The organism is Streptomyces umbrinus (genome assembly GCF_030817415.1).
Lineage (GTDB): Bacteria > Actinomycetota > Actinomycetes > Streptomycetales > Streptomycetaceae > Streptomyces > Streptomyces umbrinus_A.
Genome location: NZ_JAUSZI010000002.1, coordinates 11,027,957 through 11,044,210, shown reverse-complemented (window position 1 = coordinate 11,044,210; position 16,254 = coordinate 11,027,957). Strand labels below are relative to the sequence as shown.

Below are 16,254 nucleotides of genomic sequence, written 5' to 3'. Positions count from 1 at the left end.
TCACGCAGGAGCCGGCCCTCTGAAGAGAGGGCCGGTCCCGCGTCCCGCCTCCCCGGAGCCGCCGCATGACCGTGATCCTCGGTCAGACCTTCACCGGTATCAGCATCGGTGCCGTCCTGCTGCTCATCGCGCTCGGTCTCTCGCTCACCTTCGGCCAGATGAACGTCATCAACATGGCCCACGGCGAGTTCATCATGGCCGGCGCCTACACCACGTACGTCCTCCAGAAGTCCATCTCCAGCGCGGGCCTCTCGCTGCTCGTCGCGCTGCCGGTCGCGTTTCTGGTCGCCGGTGCACTCGGCGCGCTGCTCGAGTGGGTGCTCATCCGCCGGCTGTATCTGCGGCCGCTCGACACGCTGCTCGTCACCTGGGGTGTCTCGCTGATGCTCCAGCAGGCGGCCCGGGACATCTTCGGCGCGCCGAACGTGCAGACCCGCGCGCCCGACCTGCTCACCGGGAACATCACCGTCATCGGCGGCGACGATCCGCTGACCTTCGCCAACAGCCGTTTGTTCATTCTGGGGTTGGCGATCGCGGCCGTGGTCGCGCTGTCGCTGACCCTGCGGCTGACCCCGCTCGGCCGCCGGATCCGCGGGGTCGTGCAGAACCGGGATCTCGCCGAGGTGTCCGGCATCTCCACCTCGCGCGTGGACCGGACCGCGTTCTTCATCGGGTCCGGCCTCGCGGGCGTCGCGGGCGTCGCGCTGACCCTGGTCGGTCCGATCGGTCCGACGATGGGCACCAACATCATCATCGACGCGTTCCTGGTGATCGTCGTCGGCGGCATCGGACAGCTCAAGGGAACGGTCATCGTCGCCTTCGTCCTCGGTGTCCTGCAGTCCGTCCTCGAATACTCCACCACCGTCAGCGTCGCGAAGGTGCTCGTCCTCGTGGCCATCGTCGCGTTCCTCCAGTGGCGGCCCCAGGGGCTGTACACGCTGCGTACGAGGAGTCTCGTATGACCCTGCTGCCCCTGCTCAAAGGCCGGTCGGCGCGCGCCTGGGCCGGATTCGCCGCGGCCGCGCTCGCCCTGTTCGCCGTAGCCCCGCTGGCCCTGTCCGACTTCCGGCTCGGGCTGCTCGCCAAGTACCTGTGCACCGCGATGGTCGCCGTCGGCATCTGCCTGGCCTGGGGCCGCGGCGGACTGCTCACCCTCGGGCAGGGCGTCTTCTTCGGGCTCGGCGGCTACGCCATGGCGATGCATCTGAAGATCGCCGACGCGGGTCCGGGCAACCTTCCCGACTTCATGCAGCTGTACGGCACGGCCACCGAACTCCCCTGGTGGTGGCGGCCGTTCGAGAACCCGCTCTTCGCGCTCGCCGCGACCGTGCTGCTGCCGATGGCCGTCGCCGCGATCCTCGGCTCGTTCATCTTCCGCCGCCGGGTCAAGGGCGCGTACTTCGCGATCCTCAGCCAGGCGCTCGCCGCGGCCTTCGCCATCTGGCTGATCGGCCAGCAGGCCACGACCGGCGGCACCAACGGACTCACCGACATCCAGGGCTTCTTCGGCTACGACCTCAACGACCCGGTCAACCAGCGGATGGTGTACTTCATCATCGCCGCCGCGCTGTTGCTGCTGATCGCCCTCGCCCGGCAGCTGATCCACAGCCGATACGGCGAACTCCTCGTCGCCGTACGGGACTCGGAGGAGCGCGTGCGCTTCCTCGGGTACAACCCGGCGAACGTGAAACTCGTCGCGTACGTCGTGGCGGCCGGCATGGCAGGGCTCGCGGGCGCGCTGTTCGTGCCCGCGGTCGGCATCATCTCCCCCGCGATGATCGGCATCGTGCCGTCGATCGAGTTCGTCATCGGTGCCGCGGTCGGCGGCCGGGCGAGCCTGGTCGGCGCGGTGCTCGGCGCGGTCGGCGTGGCGTGGGCGAAGACGGCGCTGTCGGAGGAGTTCCCGGCCGCCTGGACCTACTTCCAGGGGCTGCTGTTCATCGTGGCCCTCGCGTTCCTGCCGGGTGGTCTCGCCTCGCTGGTGGGGATCGTACGGCGGCGCAGGTCCTCGCGCGAGACCGGCGACGCGGCCGGCGACGGGACCGGGGAAAAGACGCCTGCCCTTCCTCTTGGAGAAGCAGCATGAGTGCTCTTGGAGAAGCAGCATGAGTGAACTCTCGGGCCTTGAGATACGCCGACTGCGGGTGTCCTTCGACGGGTTCACGGCCGTCGACGGGGTGGACCTCGACGTGCGGCCGGGCGATCTGCGCTTCCTGATCGGACCCAACGGCGCGGGCAAGACCACGCTCGTCGACGCCGTCACGGGCCTCGTGAAGGCCGAAGGCTCCGTGCTCTTCGGCGGCACGGAGCTGCTGGGGCGGAGCGTGCACACCATCGCCCGGTCGGGGATCGGCCGTACGTTCCAAACGGCCACCGTCTTCGAGGAGTTGACGGTCCTTCAGAATCTGGACATCGCGGCCGGTGCCGGACGCGGCATGCTGACGATGCTGCGGCGCCGCAAGGGCGTGCCGGAGCCCGTCGCGCGTGCGCTGGAGACGGTCGGGCTCGCGGAGCTGGCCGACTCCCCGGCCGGGACGCTCGCCCACGGGCAGAAGCAGTGGCTGGAGATCGGCATGCTGCTCGTGCAGGACGTACGGCTGCTGCTGCTCGACGAGCCGGTCGCCGGGATGAGCCACGACGAACGGCAGGCCACGGGTGAGCTGTTGGAGCGCATCAGCGAGGAGCGGACCGTGGTCGTCATCGAGCACGACATGGACTTCATGCGGTCCTTCGCGCGCAGCGTCAGTGTGCTGCACGCAGGCAAGGTGCTGAGCGAGGGAACGGTCGCCGAGGTTCAGGCCGACCCCAAGGTGCAGGAGGTGTACCTCGGACACGCGGCGGTCCAGGACGCCGAGTTGATGCTGCCTGAAGAGCCCGAGCCCGCGAGTGGCGCCGCCGCGCCGAGTGCGGCCGTACAGGAGGCGTGAGGCCGACATGAAGCTGGAGATCGACGACATCCGGGTCGGCTACCACCGCAGCCTGGTCCTGCACGGAGTCTCCGTGGAGGTGCCGGACGACGGCGTCGCCGCGGTGCTCGGGCACAACGGCGCGGGCAAGAGCACGCTGTTGCGGGCGGCCGTGGGGCTCCTCACTCCGTCGAGCGGTGCGATCCGTCTCGACGGCGAGGACATCGGCCGGCGCAAGCCCCACGAGCGCGTGGCGCGCGGCATGGCGTACGTGCCGCAGGGCCAGCAGGCCTTCCCCCATCTCACGACGGCCGAGAACCTCCAGCTCGTCGCGGACGGCCGCAGGCGCGGCAGGGCGGCGATCGACGAGGCTCTGGACCTGTTCCCCGCGCTGAGGACTCTGTCGGGGCGGCGGGCGGGGCTGCTCTCCGGTGGCCAGCGGCAGCAACTGGCCATCGCCCGGGCCCTGGTGACGGATCCTCGGATTCTCCTGCTAGACGAGCCGACCGAGGGCATCCAGCCCTCCGTCGTGGCCGAGATCGAGGAGACGATCCTCGCGCTGGCCGCCCGCGGCGGGCTCTCGGTGCTCCTCGTCGAGCAGCACGTCGGCTTCGCGATGCGGGCGGCGCAGCGGTACTACGTCCTGGAGGCCGGCCGGGTCACGTCGTTCGGCGAGGGCGGGCAGGAGGCGGAGCGGTCGGTGCGCGAGGCGCTGAGCGTGTAGCGGTTCACGCCGGGTTCACGCCGCCTGGAACTCCCAGGGCTACTCCCCCTGGAGTTCCGTCCTGCGGCGCTCCAGGGGGGCGCGCTCGGCCGGGTTCTCGGTGAGTGCGATGGCCGCTTCGTACGCCGCCGCCGCTTCCGTCGGCCGCCCGGTGCGCCGCAGCAGCTCGGCCCGTACGGCGTGGAAGGCGTGGTAGCCGTCGAGATCGAGGGCGTCGACGAGGGCGAGGGCCGTGCGCGGGCCCTCGGTCTCGGCGACCGCCACCGCGCGGTTGAGGGCGACGACCGGGCTCGGGGCGAGAACCATCAACTGGTCGTAGAGCGCGAGGATCTGACCCCAGTCGGTGGCGGCCGCGATGGGCGCGTCGCTGTGGACGGCGTTGATCGCGGCCTGGATCTGGTAGGGGCCGGGCTGGTTGCGGCGCAGGCAGCGGCGCACGAGGGACTGTCCCTCGGCGATCAGGTCACGGTCCCAGAGGCGGCGGTCCTGGTCGGAGAGGAGGACCAGGTCTCCGTCGGGGGTCTCCCGGGCCGGACGGCGTGCCTCGATCAGGAGCATCAGCGCGAGCAGCCCGAGGACCTCAGGCTCGTCCGGCATCAGCTCGGCGAGGACACGGCCGAGCCGTACGGCCTCCGCGCACAGGTCCTCCCGGCCCCCGTATCCCTCGTTGAAGATGAGGTAGACGACGGCCAGCACTCCCCTGACCCGTTCCGGGAGGTCGGCGTCTCGCGGGACGCGGTACGGGATACGGGCGTCGCGGATCTTGGCCTTGGCCCTGACCAGGCGCTGGGCCATGGTGGGCTCGGGTACGAGAAAGGCGCGCGCGATCTGTGGCGTGGTGAGCCCGCCGAGGAGTCGCAGGGTGAGGGCGACCTGGGCCCGGGTGGCGAGCGCGGGGTGGCAGCAGGTGAAGATCAGACGGAGCCGGTCGTCGCGCACGGGGCCCTCCTCGGGCGGTGCGTCGGGGGCGTACAGCTGGGCCGCCTCGGCGTGCCGGGCCTCACGCGTGGACTCGCGGCGCAGCCGGTCCACGGCCCGGTTCCGGGCGGTGGTGATGATCCACCCGGCCGGGCTCGGCGGGATCCCCGTCTCCGGCCACTTCCGCACCGCCGTGGCGAACGCGTCCTGGACCGCTTCCTCGGCGAGGTCGATGTCGCCGAGGAAGCGGACGAGGACGGCGACCGCGCGGCCGTACTCCGCACGGAAGACGGCCTCGATGCCGGCCGTCGAGGTCATCGGTCCTCAGTCCTCACTCCCCTGCCCTCAGCCCTCGGCCTCGCCCATGAAGGGCCGCACCTCGATGGGGAGCGTGGTCGCGACCGTCGCCTTGCGGCCCCATTCGAGCGCCGCGTCGAGGTCGGGTGCCTTGATGAGACAGATCCCGCCGAGGTACTCCTTGCTCTCGGTGTACGGGCCGTCGGTGATCAGTACGTCCCCCTTGTCGGCCCGCAGCACGGTGGCCGTCTCGGGCCCGTGCAGTCCCCCGGCGAACACCCAGGCGCCGGCCTCCTTCAGCTCGGCGTGGAAGACCTCGAGGTTGTGCATGATCCCTTCCAGGACCTCGGGCTCGGGCGGCTCCCCCACCGGCTGCATCACGCTCAACAGGTAGTGCTTCATGACGTGTCCTCCTTGGTGGTCTCTCACTGACTACACGAAGGGGGAACCGCCGGATCGACACACGCCACGACATCCACGGGAGATTTTTTCGGTCACCGCCCCGGCACACCCGCCGGCGTGTAGTAGTGGGCGCGAACGCGGCGCAGCCACGCCTCGACGGGAGCCTCGTCGGGCTGTTCCGGCAGGGCGCTCCGGGTCTCGTCGAAGGCCGCCTCGTACCGCTTGAGCAGGGGCAGCGCGGCCATGGCGTCGGCTGCCACCTGTTCGCCGAAGCGGTGGTACTCCTCCGGGTTCTCGACACGGATACTCACTCGGCCGGTGGCGTACAGCTCGAAGCCCTGGTGGCACAGGCGGCGCAGATGTCGGGCGTGTTTTGCGGTCCGCTTGCGGGTGTCCGCGGAGAAGGAGCTGTCGCCGCGGTCGTAGAGGCGCTTGAACTGCTGGGTGGCGTAACCGAGATAGGCGTCGCGGACACGCTTCGCGGACAGCAACGTGGTGCGGATGCCGATGAGCTCGTCGCCCAGCGGCGTACGGACCTCGTACAACTCGTCGGGCAGCCACACCAGTTCGGTGACCGTCGGATTGCCGCGCAGGGCGAGTCGGCACCACTTGGCCGCTTCGTGGAGCGTGCTGTCGGGCTTGGTCGTGACGTGGGACTCCTTCGGCGGGTGCAGGCCGTGGAGGTCATCGGTGGGGGCGGCGAACATGCCGAGGCGGTCCACGTCCGAGCCCTCGTGTGCAAGACCGTAGGCGGTGGAGCCGACGATGCCGGACAGCAGGATGTTCGAGGTCGTCACAGCCGTCCCCCTTACCTGTGTGAGTTCCCTTGTGCGAGCCGGGCGGCTCGCACAAGGTCATCACCCGGGAGGCGGCCGCGTACAGCCATTTTCCGCGGGGCGGGGCGAGGGCGGCGGCATTCCGGGGGCGCCGGGTAACGACTGCGCCCCCGGATCCTCAGCTCGCGAACGGCACCTGCGCCGCGGGGGCCGGACGCTCGGCGAACGGGTGCCGCCACAGGCCCTGCGCGGCGAGCCGGGGCAGGACGCCCTCGCCGAACCAGTACGCCTCCTCCAGGTGCGGATAGCCGGAGAGCACGAACTCGTCGATGCCGAGGCGGTGGTACTCGGCGATGCGCTCGGCGACCTCGTCGTGGCTGCCGACCAGGGCGGTGCCCGCGCCGCCGCGCACGAGTCCGATGCCGGCCCAGAGGTTGGGATGGATCTCCAGGCCGTCGCGGTTGCCGCCGCCGTGCAGGGCGAGCATCCGCTGCTGGCCCTCGGACTCGCTGCGGGCGAGACCGGCCTGTACGGACTTCACGGTCTCCGGGTCGAAACCGGCCAGCAGCCGGTCCGCCTCGGCCCAGGCCTGCTCGGAGGTGTCCCGGGTGATGACGTGCAGGCGGATGCCGAACCGGACGCTGCGCCCCTCCTTCTCCGCCAGCGCGCGGACCCACGCGACCTTCTCGGCGACCTGCGCGGGCGGTTCGCCCCACGTGAGGTACACGTCCACGTGCTTGGCCGCGACCTCGCCCGCGATGGGCGAGGATCCGCCGAAGTAGACCTCGGGGACCGGGTCGGGCACACGGGCGAGCTTGGCGTCCTCGACCTGGAGGAACTCGCCGGACAGGTCGACGGTCTTGCCCTCCCACAGGTCCCGGACGATCTGCAGGAACTCGCCGGTACGGCGGTAGCGGGCGTCCTTGTCGAGGAAGTCGCCGTAGGCGCGCTGCTCGTGGCTCTCGCCGCCGGTGACGACGTTGAGGAGGAGCCGTCCGCCGGACTGGCGCTGGAAGGTCGACGCCATCTGCGCGGCGAGCGTCGGGGAAACGAAGCCCGGCCGGAAGGCGACCAGGAACTTCAGCCGCTCGGTGTTCTGGCTGACCATCGCGGTGGTCAGCCAGGCGTCCTCGCACCAGGCGCCGGTGGGCGTGAGCGCGCCGACGAAGCCCAGGTCCTCGGCGGCGCGGGCGATCTGGCTGAGATAGGCGACCGTCGGCGGCCGGTCCCGGCCGGACACCGTGGCCGGGGTGCCGTGGCCGCCGCCGACGACATGACGGCTGTCGCCGTTGGTGGGCAGGAACCAGTGGAAGGTGAGGGACACGGGTCCGTTCTCCGATCGGGGGATGCTGGTGGGGTGCCTGGGCGCTTTTCCGGGTCTCGGAAGAGTCCGGTCTCGGAAGAGTCCGGTCTCAGAGGAGTCCGTGCCGTGGGGGCAACGTGCCGTTCAGTACATACCGGCCGATGTGCTGGATCTTCCAGCGGGCCGGGTCGTGCAGTGTGTGGGTGCGGGCGTCGCGCCAATGCCGGTGCAGATTGAGGGAGTTGAGGGCGGACCGGGTGCCGGACACCTCGAAGAGCGCGCCCGACACCTCGACGGCGGTGCTCGCGGCGTGAGCCTTCGCCGCGGCCACGGCGATGGACGCCTCGGCCGCCGACGCCTCCGTCAGGTCGGCGCGGGCCGTGTCGACCGCCCGGGCCGCCGCGCCGAGCAGCGCCTCGGTGGCCCGCACCTGAATGGCCAGCTCCCCGAAGCGCTGGATGAGCAGCGGATCCTCGACGGCGGTCTCGACACCGCTCTCGAACCACGGTCGGCTCTTCGTGCGGACGAACTCCGCGGCCTCGGCGAGTGCGCCCGCCGCGATCCCGGCGTCGATGGCGGCGTGCAGCAACTGGGCCACTGCGCCGTGGAGTTGGGGGCCCCGGAAGGTGAGGTGGTGCGGGAGGACCCGGTCGGGGGGCACGGGTACGGCGTCGAGCCTGACGGTGCCGCTGGCGGTGGTGCGCTGGCCCATGCCGTCCCAGTCGTCGACGACCGTGAGGCCTTCGGCGTCCCGGGGTACGTACGCGACGTGCAGGTTGTCGTCCTCGGCGCGGGCGAGGACCGGAATCCAGTCGGCGAAGAGGGCGCCCGTGGAGTAGTGCTTGACGCCGGTGAGGACGTACGAACCGTCCGAGGCCGGCTCCAATCGGGTGCGGATGTCCTGGACGTGCTTCGTGCCGGCCTCCGACTGGGCGTTGCCGAAGCGGCGCCCGGCCAGCACCTCGCCGAAGAAGAACGTCCGCTGCTCCGGGGTCCCCTGACGGCGGATCACATTGACATAGACGAAGTGGCTCTGCGGGATCTGGGCGAAGCTGGCGTCGGCCGAGGCGAGGAGCCGGAAGATCTCGGCGAGAGTCTCCTGCCGTACGTCGGCGCCACCGTGCTCGGCGGGCACGGTGACGGCGAGCAGGCCGGAGTCGGAGAGCCGGTCCAACTCCTCCCGGGGGAGCCCGCGTTCGGCGTCCCGCCGGGAAGCCCCGGCCCGGAACTCGTCGGCCAGTGCGGCGGCGACGGTCAGGGCCTCAGCATCGTCGGCGATGAGCTTGGCGGCGCCCCGGACGGAGGTCTGCGCGGAGACCTGGGTAGAGGCCTGTGCGGACACGGTCAGCTCGCCGCGGCCAGGACCGGCGTACGGCCCAGGGCCTCGGAGAACTGGTCGAGCACCTGGGTCAGCGCCTCGGCGGCCGCGGGTGCCACCGTGAGTCCGCCGTCCTCGCCCACCGCGATGTCCTTGTCGAGGGTGAACCAGCCCTGGACGATGTGCCGGGCGCCCATGGAGCTGAGCACCGGGCGCAGGGCGTAGTCGATGGCCAGCACGTGCGCGGTGGTGCCCCCGGTCGCCAGGGGCAGCACGGTCTTGCCGGTGAGGGCGTACTGCGGAAGCAGGTCGAGCAGCGCCTTGAGGACGCCGGAGTAGGCGGCCTTGTAGACGGGGGTGCCGATGACGATGCCGTCGACGCGGGCGAAGAGCGCGGTGGCCTCGACGATCGCCGGATGCCTGAAGTCGGCGCCGAGCAGGGCCTCGGCGGGGATCGTACGGACGTCGAGCGGGATCACCTCGTGACCCTGCGCGGTCAGCCGGTTGTCCAGGTGGCGCAGGAGTCGGTTGGTGCGGGAGGAGGCGGAGGGGCTGCCGGAGACGGACAGGACGGTGGCCATGGGTTTCTCCGTAAGTTGTTAGGCGGCCCGGGAGGGCCGGGTGTGGCTTATGGGTTCTTGCCTTCAGTGGCTTCGAAGGAGTGGCCGCCCGGCTCTCCGGGGCGCCCTGGCTGCTGATTGAGATGTGCGCGCTTCGTGCGGTCGCTGATTACGGAGATGACAGCGGGGTGTTCCTCGGGCCGACGGCATGCCGAACGGCGCGAGGAGGGCGAGTGAGCAAGCGGAGGGCCCAGCTCTGGGCCGGTGTCGACGCGGGCAAGGGCCACCACTGGGCGGCTGTGGTCGATGAGACCGGCGCCACGTTGTGGTCGAAGAAGATCGACAACGACGAGTCGGCGATCCTGGCCGCGCTCGGCGAGATCCTCGATCTGGCGGACGAGGTTCACTGGGCGGTGGACATCTCCGGCACGTCCTCGGCTCTGCTGTTGGCCCTGCTCGCGGCCCACGGCCAGCGGGCCGTCTACGTGCCTGGCCGCACGGTCAACCGCATGTCGGGTGCCTACCGGGGTGAGGCGAAGACCGACGCCCGCGACGCCTACGTCATCGCCGAGACCGCCCGCCACCGCAACGACTTCACCGCCATCGACGTGCCCGCCCAGCTGGCCGCCGACCTCGCGCTGCTGACCGCCCACCGCTCCGACCTGGTGGCCGACCGCGTGCGGATGATCAACCGCCTGCGCGATGTGCTGACCGGCGTCTTCCCCGCGCTGGAGCGGGCCTTCGACTACAGCTCGCACAAAGGCGCGCTGGTCCTGCTGACGGGTTACCAGACCCCGGCCGCCATCCGCCGCCGCGGCCGGGCGAGGCTGACAGCCTGGCTGGCCAACCGCAGCGTGCGCAGCGCCGACGAGGTCGCCGCGACCGCACTGGAGGCGGCACAAGCCCAGCAGACCGCGCTGCCCGGCGAGGACGTCGCCGCGCAGATCGTGGCCGACCTGGCCGGGCAGATCCTGGCCCTGGACGACCGGCTCAAGCGGATCGACAAGCAGATCCGCGACACGTTCCGCGGTCACCCGCAGGCGGAGATCATCGAATCCCTGCCCGGGATGGGCCCGATACTCGGGGCCGAGTTCGTCGTGTCCGCCGGCGACTTGTCGGCCTACGCCGACGCCGGCCACCTGGCGTCGGCGGCCGGGCTGGTGCCCGTCCCGCGTGACTCCGGCCGGCGCACCGGCAACCTTCACCGGCCCAAACGCTACAGCCGCCGCCTGCGACGGGTGTTCTACATGTCCGCGCAGACCAGCATCATCCGCGAGGGACCGAACCGGGACTTCTACCTCAAGAAGCGGGGCGAGGGCTGCAAACACGTCCAGGCCGTCATCGCCCTGGCCCGCCGACGAGCGAGTGTGTTGTGGGCTCTGCTGCGTGACGGACGGGTGTTCACCTCCGCTCCGCCGGTCACGCAGGCGGCTTGACTTCGTCATTGAGACTCTTTCGGGACGGGGGATGCCTCCGCGCGGGAGGCGCCCGGGGACGGGCGGTCAGGCGTGGACGGGTGCGGACTCGGGCTCGGTGTCCGGGAGTTGGGCTTCCAGTTCGCGTACGAGCGGCAGCACGCGGCGGCCGAAGTACTCGACCTCCTCGTGGTAGTGGAGGAAGCCGAGAAGCAGGAGGTCGACGCCGAGGCGCTTGTACGCGACGATCCGTTCGGCGATCTGCTCCGGGGTGCCGATCAGCCCCGTACGGAAGCCGTCGTTGTACTGGACGAGGTCCTCGAAGGAGGAGTCCTGCCACATGCCCTTGCCGTCCGCGGCGGATTGTCCGGCCTGCTTCACTGCGGCGCCGAATCCCTCGACGGCCTCGCGGTCGGCGTGGGCGACGATCTCGCGGAGGGTCTCGCGGGCCTCGGCCTCGGTGTCACGGGCGATCAGGAAGCCGTTGAGGCCGAACTTCGGTGCCGTACGGCCCACTTGGGCCGCTGATGCCCGTACGTCCGCGAGCTGTTCGACGACCCCGTCGAAGTCCTTGCCGTTGGAGAAGTACCAGTCGGAGACCCGGCCGGCCATCGCGCGGGCGGCGGTGGAGTTGCCGCCCTGGAAGATCTCCGGGTGGGGGCGCTCGACGGTGTTGAGGGGCTTGGGCTTGAGGGAGAAGTCGCGCAACCGGTAGAAGTCACCGGCGAGTTCGGTGTGGTCCTCGGTCCAGATCTGACGCAGGGCCTGGATGAACTCCTCGGAGCGGCGGTAGCGCTCGTCGTGCTCCAGCCAGGGCTCGCCGAGGGCGGTGAACTCGCCCTTGAACCAGCCGGAGACGACGTTGACGGCGAAGCGGCCGTTCGACAGGTGGTCGGCGGTGGCGCCGAGTTTGGCGAGGACGCCCGGGTGCCAGAGGCCGGGGTGGACGGCGGCGATGACCTTCAGACGCTGGGTGGCGAGCAGCAGGGCGAGGCTGAAGCTGGTCGACTCGTGCTGGAACTCGGCGCCGTAGCTGGCCATGTAGCGGACCTGGCTGAGGGCGTAGTCGAAGCCGTTGTTCTCGGCCAGGACGGCGAGTTCGCGGTTGTACTCGTAGCCCCAGTCGGTGCGCTGCTCGATCTTGCTGGTGACCAGGCCGCCGCTGACGTTGGGCACCCAGTAGGCGAAGCGGACGGGGTCTGCGGACGGGTTTTCGGCAGGCATGCGGAACTCCTGTTGCGGGGAATTCAGGCAGGCCGAATTCGGCGGGTGGCAGTGCATTGCCGAATTCGGGCGGCGGAAAGCGACTCACGGCTTTACGGCAGCCGTGGGCGTCGGAAGAAGAGGGGGTGCGAGGCGCAGCGGATCCGGTGGATCAGGCCACGGAGCAACAGGCGGCGCTGGAGACACGCGCGAGGTCGACGTGGCGTCGCCGCGTGAGGTCCAGTCGCATCATCATGTTCTCGATCGTGGCAGCCGTCGGTCCTGACCGTCAAGGAATACCCGATCGGTCTCGCATCGCGGACCGGCGAATTTCACGAAGGCGTGACAGGGCAGCCCTTGAACAGGGCGTTGCGGGCACCGCATTCTGCTGGGGTGCGAATAGAGCAGCTGGAATACATCACGGCGGTCACCCGGCTCGGTTCGCTGCGCCGCGCGGCCGAGGAACTCCACCTCTCCCAGCCCGCGTTGAGCGAGACCGTGCGGAATCTGGAGCGGGAACTCGGGGTCGACCTCCTGGAGCGCAAGCGGACCGGCGCGAAGATGAGCGCGGAGGGGCGGGAGCTGCTGCCGCACATCATCAACGTCCTCGATGCGGTGGACCGGCTGCGGGGCGCCGCGGGCGAGCAGCACCGCATCAGTCGCATGGTGCGCGTCGGCACGGTGAACGCGGCGACGGTGCCGCTGCTCATTCCTGCCGTACGGGAGTTCCGCGCCACGCATCCGGCGACGCAGGTGGAGGTCGTCGGCGCCCAGCAGTCGGAGATCCACCGGACCCTGTTGGAGGGCGGCTTCGACCTCGGTCTGGTGAATCACCTGGAGGGTGACGACGTGGCCGCCGACTTCGACTCCACGGAGCTGCTGCGCGGGCGGCCGGTGGTGTGCGTGCGGCCGGACAGTCCGCTGGCGTCGCTCCCGGTGGTGTCCGTGTCCGACCTGCTCGCGGAACCGCTCATCGCGATGCGCTCAGGCTATGTGATGCACCGCTACGTCCACCGGCTGCTGGGCGACCGCGAGCCGTCCTTCTCCTACTCCACCGACGGTGCGGAGATGGGCAAACTGATGGTGGCGGAAGGGCTGGGGGCCACGGTGCTGCCCGACTTCAGCGTGATCGACGATCCGCTGGAACGGCAGGGCTCCATCCTCTGCCGTCCGCTGGCCGACGACTCGACGCGCGTGCTGTTGATGCTGCAGCGGCGCAAGGCGGACTCGGTGCCGCGGGCCGCCCACGATCTGCACGAGGCCTTCGTGCACCGGGCGGCTGCACTCGGGGGAACGGTGACCGGCCGGCCGTGACGCGGCGCCTGTCCGGCTCGCCCCGGAGCGGCGCCCGCCCGTGCGGGATCAGTGCTCGTCGCGCGCCGGGACCACCACGAGGAAGGCGTCCGACTTCAGGTCCATCACGACCGCCGCGGGCTGTCCTTCGGCGCGACGCCGTGCCGCGTACTCCTCCGCGGGCCACGATCCGCGCGGGGCTCCCGCGGGAAACCGCTCCAGCACCTTCGCGCCCATGACGGCAGCCACCTCCAGCATCCACCAACGACTCTGCTGCACGTCGTCTGCCCCCGATCTGCGAAAACATGTGCCGACGCCCGCGACCCGGATGGCCGCAGTGGCCCGGTCGGCGCATCCAAAGGGGCCTTCACCAGGGAAGTGATCGGGAGGGGGGACACCGACACGGAAGGCTGAGAACTCATGAGCGGTGACGTCTCCGAAGGCGGACTGCGGTGCCTGGTGACGGGCGCGACGGGATACATCGGCGGCCGGCTCGTCCCGAAGCTCCTCGCCGCGGGCCACCGGGTGCGCTGCATGGCCCGCTCCCCCGGCGCTCTCCGCGACCATGAGTGGGCGGGTGACGTCGAGGTGGTGCGCGGGGACGTCACCGACCCCGAGTCCGTCGCCGGGGCGATGCGGGACATCGACGTCGCCTACTACCTGGTGCACGCGCTCGGCACGGGCAAGGGCTTCGAGGAGACCGACCGCAGGGCGGCGCGCACCTTCGGGGAGCGGGCCCGCGCGGCGGGCGTACGCCGGATCGTCTATCTGGGCGGGCTCACCCCCGCCGGGGTGCCGGAGAAGGAGCTGTCGCCGCATCTGCGGTCCCGGGCCGAGGTCGGCCGCGTCCTGCTGGACTCCGGGGTGCCGACGACCGTGCTGCGCGCGGCGGTCATCATCGGTTCGGGTTCGGCCTCCTTCGAGATGCTGCGCTATCTCACCGAGCGGCTGCCGGTGATGGTCACCCCGAGCTGGGTCCATACGCGGATCCAGCCCATCGCGGTACGGGACGTGCTGCGCACGCTGGTGGGCGCCGCACGGATGCCGGACGACGTCAGCCGGGCCTTCGACATCGGCGGCCCGGAGATCCTGACGTACCGGGAGATGATGGTCAGATACGCGGCGGTCGCGGGCCTGCCGCGCCGCCTGATCGTGCCGGTGCCGGTGCTGACGCCCCGGCTCTCCAGTCACTGGGTCGGACTGGTCACGCCCGTACCGAACTCCATCGCGCGCCCGCTCACCGAGTCGCTGCGCCACGAGGTCGTCTGCCACGAGCACGACATCGCCCGCCTTGTGCCCGACCCGCCGGGCGGGCCGATCGGCTTCGAGGAGTCGGTGCGACTGGCCCTGCGACGCGTCCGGGAGGCGCGAGTCGCCACGCGCTGGTCGTCCGCCTCGGTACCGGGTGCCCCGAGTGACCCGCTGCCCACCGACCCCGACTGGGCGGGCGGCAGCCTCTACACGGACCGGCGCGAGCTGGCGGTCGACGCCCCGTCCGAAGCCCTGTGGCGGGTGATCGAGGGCATCGGCGGTGACAACGGCTGGTACTCCTTTCCCCTCGCCTGGGCGGTGCGCGGCTGGCTGGACCGGCTGGTCGGCGGGCGGGACCCCGGCGGAGGTCAGCCGGCACATCGCCTCCAGCATCGCGACGTCCCGGGTCGTCCAGCGGCGGTGGCGCCCGTCGGCGCGGACGGCGGGGCCAAGGCCGTAACGACGGTCCCACGAGCGCAGCGTGGTCGGCGACACCCCGAGCCGACGGGCCACTGCCCCGGTCGTCATGCCCGTATCGGCCGCCTGGACCGCTTTCGGAGGGGTGTCGTCCGGGCGGTTCCGACCGCCCGTCGGCTCGTACATGGGCCGACTGTACGACGCAGAATCGATGCGGATTGATCACCTCACGGCCCTGCTCCGACGATGGCCGCACCGGGGCACGACGTGAGGAGCCATGGCCATGACCGGACATGCGATGCCCGAACCGCCGGTGGTCACGGCGGAGGGTGACACACCCTCAAGGGTTCGTTCGAAGGAGCCGCTCACCGACGAGGCATTGGCCCGCGGCCTGGCCGACGGCGACGAGGCCTGCCTGACCGCCGCCCACCGCAGGTGGTCCGCGCTGGTCCACACGCTCGCCTGGCGTGCGCTGGGCGACACGAGGGAGGCGGAGGACGTCACCCAGCAGGTCTTCCTGGGGGTGTGGCGCGGCCGTCACGGTTACCGGCCCGAACGCGGCGCGGTCGCGGTCTGGATCGTGGGCATCACCAGACGCAGGATCGCCGACGCCCTGGCGGCCCGGACGCGCCACGCGGAGCTCATCGCCCGGGCGGGATCCGTCCTGGTACTCGGCGATCCAGTGGACGAAGGGCCCGAAGCCGTCCTCGACCGGATCCTGATCCGGCGGGAGATGGCCAGGCTGCCCTCCGCCCAGCAGCGGGTCCTGCGGCTGACGTTCTACGAGGACCTCACCCAGGCCCAGATCGCCCAGCGCACCGACTGGCCGCTTGGGACGGTCAAGAGCCACGCCCGACGCGGGCTGTACCGGCTGCGTCGCTGTCTGCGTGCGGACTACGCAACTCCTGCCTCCTCCGACCCGCCCACCTCTACACATAAGGAAGAAATAAGAGCAGAATGTACATACGCGGCGTCTACCGCATACCGCACAGTCGCGGTCAGGCCTGCAGAGACAAAGGAGTCGAGTCATGGCCAACGTCTCGAACACCAGAGGTGACATAGCCAGCCACCCTGATGTGCCCGAAATGCGGGATCGCTACGCCCGCATGCTCGGTGGTCGCGATGTGGCGCTCGTGGACGGACCGGTGTTCCTGCTCGGTCTGTACTGCGCCACCTCCCCGTGGATACTCCACTACACGACAAGCCAGCCCGCGCTCGTGACGCACAACCTCATCATGGGCATCGCAATAGGCGTTCTGGCCCTCGGATTCACCACCAACCCGACCCGGATGTACGGCCTGAGCTGGGCCATGTGTGCCATGGGTACGTGGATGATCATCTCGCCGTGGATAGTCGGCGAGAGCCCTGACGCGGGCGTCGTGCTGAACAACATCATCATCGGCGTTCTCGCCGTGGTGCTGGGGTTCCTGTGCGCGGCCACGTCCGCGAAGAGCACATCACAGACGTAGCA

Annotated in this window: 17 protein-coding genes and 2 pseudogenes; 9 read left to right on the top strand and 10 right to left on the bottom strand. The window is 70.6% G+C overall.

Annotation, left to right across the window (positions count from 1 at the left end; genetic code table 11):
• Window positions 1-65 precede the first annotated feature (65 nt).
• The 4 genes from urtB to urtE are packed head-to-tail and all read left to right on the top strand — an operon-like array spanning window position 66 to window position 3,630.
• Entirely contained in the window at window positions 66-962 is an 897-nt protein-coding gene (urtB, locus tag QF035_RS49010) for an urea ABC transporter permease subunit UrtB (RefSeq protein ID WP_055610439.1), read from the top strand.
• Window positions 959-2,086 carry an urea ABC transporter permease subunit UrtC gene (urtC, locus tag QF035_RS49005; protein WP_307528898.1) on the top strand — a complete coding sequence of 376 codons (1,128 nt, stop codon included), beginning with the start codon at window positions 959-961 and terminating at the stop codon, window positions 2,084-2,086. Before urtB ends, urtC begins: the two co-directional genes overlap by 4 nt.
• 19 nt (window positions 2,087-2,105) lie before the next feature.
• On the top strand, window positions 2,106-2,927 hold the full coding sequence (urtD, locus tag QF035_RS49000) for an urea ABC transporter ATP-binding protein UrtD (RefSeq protein WP_307528896.1): 822 nt from the start codon (window positions 2,106-2,108) through the stop codon (window positions 2,925-2,927).
• A 7-nt stretch (window positions 2,928-2,934) separates the two neighbouring features.
• Window positions 2,935-3,630 (top strand): urea ABC transporter ATP-binding subunit UrtE, encoded by a 696-nt coding sequence (gene urtE, locus QF035_RS48995; RefSeq protein ID WP_307528894.1) that lies wholly within the window; start codon window positions 2,935-2,937, stop codon window positions 3,628-3,630.
• Window positions 3,631-3,669: 39 nt separating this feature from the next.
• Here the strand turns inward: urtE and QF035_RS48990 are convergent, their stop codons facing one another.
• The 6 genes from QF035_RS48990 to ssuE form a co-directional block, all read right to left on the bottom strand.
• A complete protein-coding gene (locus QF035_RS48990) occupies window positions 3,670-4,866 on the bottom strand; it encodes an RNA polymerase sigma factor (RefSeq protein WP_307528892.1) in 1,197 nt (398 codons plus the stop codon).
• 27 nt (window positions 4,867-4,893) lie between these two features.
• Window positions 4,894-5,247, bottom strand: a complete 354-nt coding sequence (locus QF035_RS48985) for a YciI family protein (RefSeq protein ID WP_307528890.1) — start codon at window positions 5,245-5,247, stop codon at window positions 4,894-4,896.
• A 92-nt stretch (window positions 5,248-5,339) separates the two neighbouring features.
• On the bottom strand, window positions 5,340-6,044 hold the full coding sequence (locus QF035_RS48980; protein WP_307528889.1) for a nucleotidyltransferase domain-containing protein: 705 nt from the start codon (window positions 6,042-6,044) through the stop codon (window positions 5,340-5,342).
• Window positions 6,045-6,201: 157 nt separating this feature from the next.
• Entirely contained in the window at window positions 6,202-7,347 is a 1,146-nt protein-coding gene (locus QF035_RS48975; RefSeq protein ID WP_307528888.1) for an LLM class flavin-dependent oxidoreductase, read from the bottom strand.
• Between the two features lie 88 nt (window positions 7,348-7,435).
• Window positions 7,436-8,668 carry an SfnB family sulfur acquisition oxidoreductase gene (locus QF035_RS48970; RefSeq protein WP_307528886.1) on the bottom strand — a complete coding sequence of 411 codons (1,233 nt, stop codon included), beginning with the start codon at window positions 8,666-8,668 and terminating at the stop codon, window positions 7,436-7,438.
• 2 nt (window positions 8,669-8,670) lie between these two features.
• Window positions 8,671-9,225 carry an NADPH-dependent FMN reductase gene (gene ssuE, locus QF035_RS48965; RefSeq protein WP_307528884.1) on the bottom strand — a complete coding sequence of 185 codons (555 nt, stop codon included), beginning with the start codon at window positions 9,223-9,225 and terminating at the stop codon, window positions 8,671-8,673.
• A 212-nt stretch (window positions 9,226-9,437) separates the two neighbouring features.
• Between ssuE and QF035_RS48960 the strand changes: the two genes are divergently transcribed.
• Window positions 9,438-10,640 (top strand): IS110 family transposase, encoded by a 1,203-nt coding sequence (locus QF035_RS48960; RefSeq protein WP_307519482.1) that lies wholly within the window; start codon window positions 9,438-9,440, stop codon window positions 10,638-10,640.
• A gap of 66 nt (window positions 10,641-10,706) precedes the next feature.
• On the opposite strand, the gene sfnG is transcribed toward QF035_RS48960, so the two are convergent.
• Both sfnG and QF035_RS55990 read right to left on the bottom strand, forming a co-directional pair.
• Window positions 10,707-11,843 carry a dimethylsulfone monooxygenase SfnG gene (gene sfnG / locus QF035_RS48955; RefSeq protein ID WP_307528882.1) on the bottom strand — a complete coding sequence of 379 codons (1,137 nt, stop codon included), beginning with the start codon at window positions 11,841-11,843 and terminating at the stop codon, window positions 10,707-10,709.
• A 151-nt stretch (window positions 11,844-11,994) separates the two neighbouring features.
• A complete protein-coding gene (locus QF035_RS55990) occupies window positions 11,995-12,072 on the bottom strand; it encodes a putative leader peptide (protein ID WP_356543944.1) in 78 nt (25 codons plus the stop codon).
• A 143-nt stretch (window positions 12,073-12,215) separates the two neighbouring features.
• Here QF035_RS55990 and QF035_RS48950 point away from each other — a divergent pair, with 143 nt between their 5' ends.
• Entirely contained in the window at window positions 12,216-13,136 is a 921-nt protein-coding gene (locus QF035_RS48950) for a LysR family transcriptional regulator (RefSeq protein WP_307528880.1), read from the top strand.
• A gap of 48 nt (window positions 13,137-13,184) precedes the next feature.
• Here the strand turns inward: QF035_RS48950 and QF035_RS48945 are convergent, their stop codons facing one another.
• Window positions 13,185-13,373, bottom strand: a complete 189-nt coding sequence (locus tag QF035_RS48945; RefSeq protein WP_307531944.1) for a hypothetical protein — start codon at window positions 13,371-13,373, stop codon at window positions 13,185-13,187.
• Between the two features lie 162 nt (window positions 13,374-13,535).
• On the opposite strand from QF035_RS48945, the pseudogene QF035_RS48940 reads away from it, so the two are divergent.
• Window positions 13,536-14,717 (top strand): annotated as a pseudogene (locus tag QF035_RS48940) (DUF2867 domain-containing protein); the annotation flags it as partial.
• A 54-nt stretch (window positions 14,718-14,771) separates the two neighbouring features.
• Here QF035_RS48940 and QF035_RS48935 read toward each other — a convergent pair.
• Window positions 14,772-14,894, bottom strand: a pseudogene (locus QF035_RS48935) (MerR family DNA-binding transcriptional regulator); the annotation flags it as partial.
• Between the two features lie 172 nt (window positions 14,895-15,066).
• Here QF035_RS48935 and QF035_RS48930 point away from each other — a divergent pair.
• Both QF035_RS48930 and QF035_RS48925 read left to right on the top strand, forming a co-directional pair.
• Window positions 15,067-15,840, top strand: coding sequence for a sigma-70 family RNA polymerase sigma factor (locus QF035_RS48930; RefSeq protein ID WP_373466854.1), 774 nt, complete (start codon window positions 15,067-15,069; stop codon window positions 15,838-15,840).
• Window positions 15,812-16,252, top strand: coding sequence for an SPW repeat protein (locus QF035_RS48925; protein ID WP_307528878.1), 441 nt, complete (start codon window positions 15,812-15,814; stop codon window positions 16,250-16,252). Before QF035_RS48930 ends, QF035_RS48925 begins: the two co-directional genes overlap by 29 nt.
• Window positions 16,253-16,254: the final 2 nt, after the last annotated feature.

What these genes read in the sequence shown, in the direction of transcription:
- QF035_RS48985 (WP_307528890.1), bottom strand. Translation starts at nt 5,247, where the DNA reads ATGAAGCACTACCTGTTGAGCGTGATGCAGCCGGTGGGGGAGCCGCCC.
- urtB (WP_055610439.1), top strand. Translation starts at nt 66, where the DNA reads ATGACCGTGATCCTCGGTCAGACCTTCACCGGTATCAGCATCGGTGCC.
- sfnG (WP_307528882.1), bottom strand. Translation starts at nt 11,843, where the DNA reads ATGCCTGCCGAAAACCCGTCCGCAGACCCCGTCCGCTTCGCCTACTGG.
- QF035_RS48925 (WP_307528878.1), top strand. Translation starts at nt 15,812, where the DNA reads ATGGCCAACGTCTCGAACACCAGAGGTGACATAGCCAGCCACCCTGAT.
- urtE (WP_307528894.1), top strand. Translation starts at nt 2,935, where the DNA reads ATGAAGCTGGAGATCGACGACATCCGGGTCGGCTACCACCGCAGCCTG.
- QF035_RS48990 (WP_307528892.1), bottom strand. Translation starts at nt 4,866, where the DNA reads ATGACCTCGACGGCCGGCATCGAGGCCGTCTTCCGTGCGGAGTACGGC.
- QF035_RS48930 (WP_373466854.1), top strand. Translation starts at nt 15,067, where the DNA reads ATGACCGGACATGCGATGCCCGAACCGCCGGTGGTCACGGCGGAGGGT.
- urtC (WP_307528898.1), top strand. Translation starts at nt 959, where the DNA reads ATGACCCTGCTGCCCCTGCTCAAAGGCCGGTCGGCGCGCGCCTGGGCC.
- QF035_RS55990 (WP_356543944.1), bottom strand. Translation starts at nt 12,072, where the DNA reads ATGCGACTGGACCTCACGCGGCGACGCCACGTCGACCTCGCGCGTGTC.
- QF035_RS48945 (WP_307531944.1), bottom strand. Translation starts at nt 13,373, where the DNA reads ATGCTGGAGGTGGCTGCCGTCATGGGCGCGAAGGTGCTGGAGCGGTTT.
- ssuE (WP_307528884.1), bottom strand. Translation starts at nt 9,225, where the DNA reads ATGGCCACCGTCCTGTCCGTCTCCGGCAGCCCCTCCGCCTCCTCCCGC.
- urtD (WP_307528896.1), top strand. Translation starts at nt 2,106, where the DNA reads ATGAGTGAACTCTCGGGCCTTGAGATACGCCGACTGCGGGTGTCCTTC.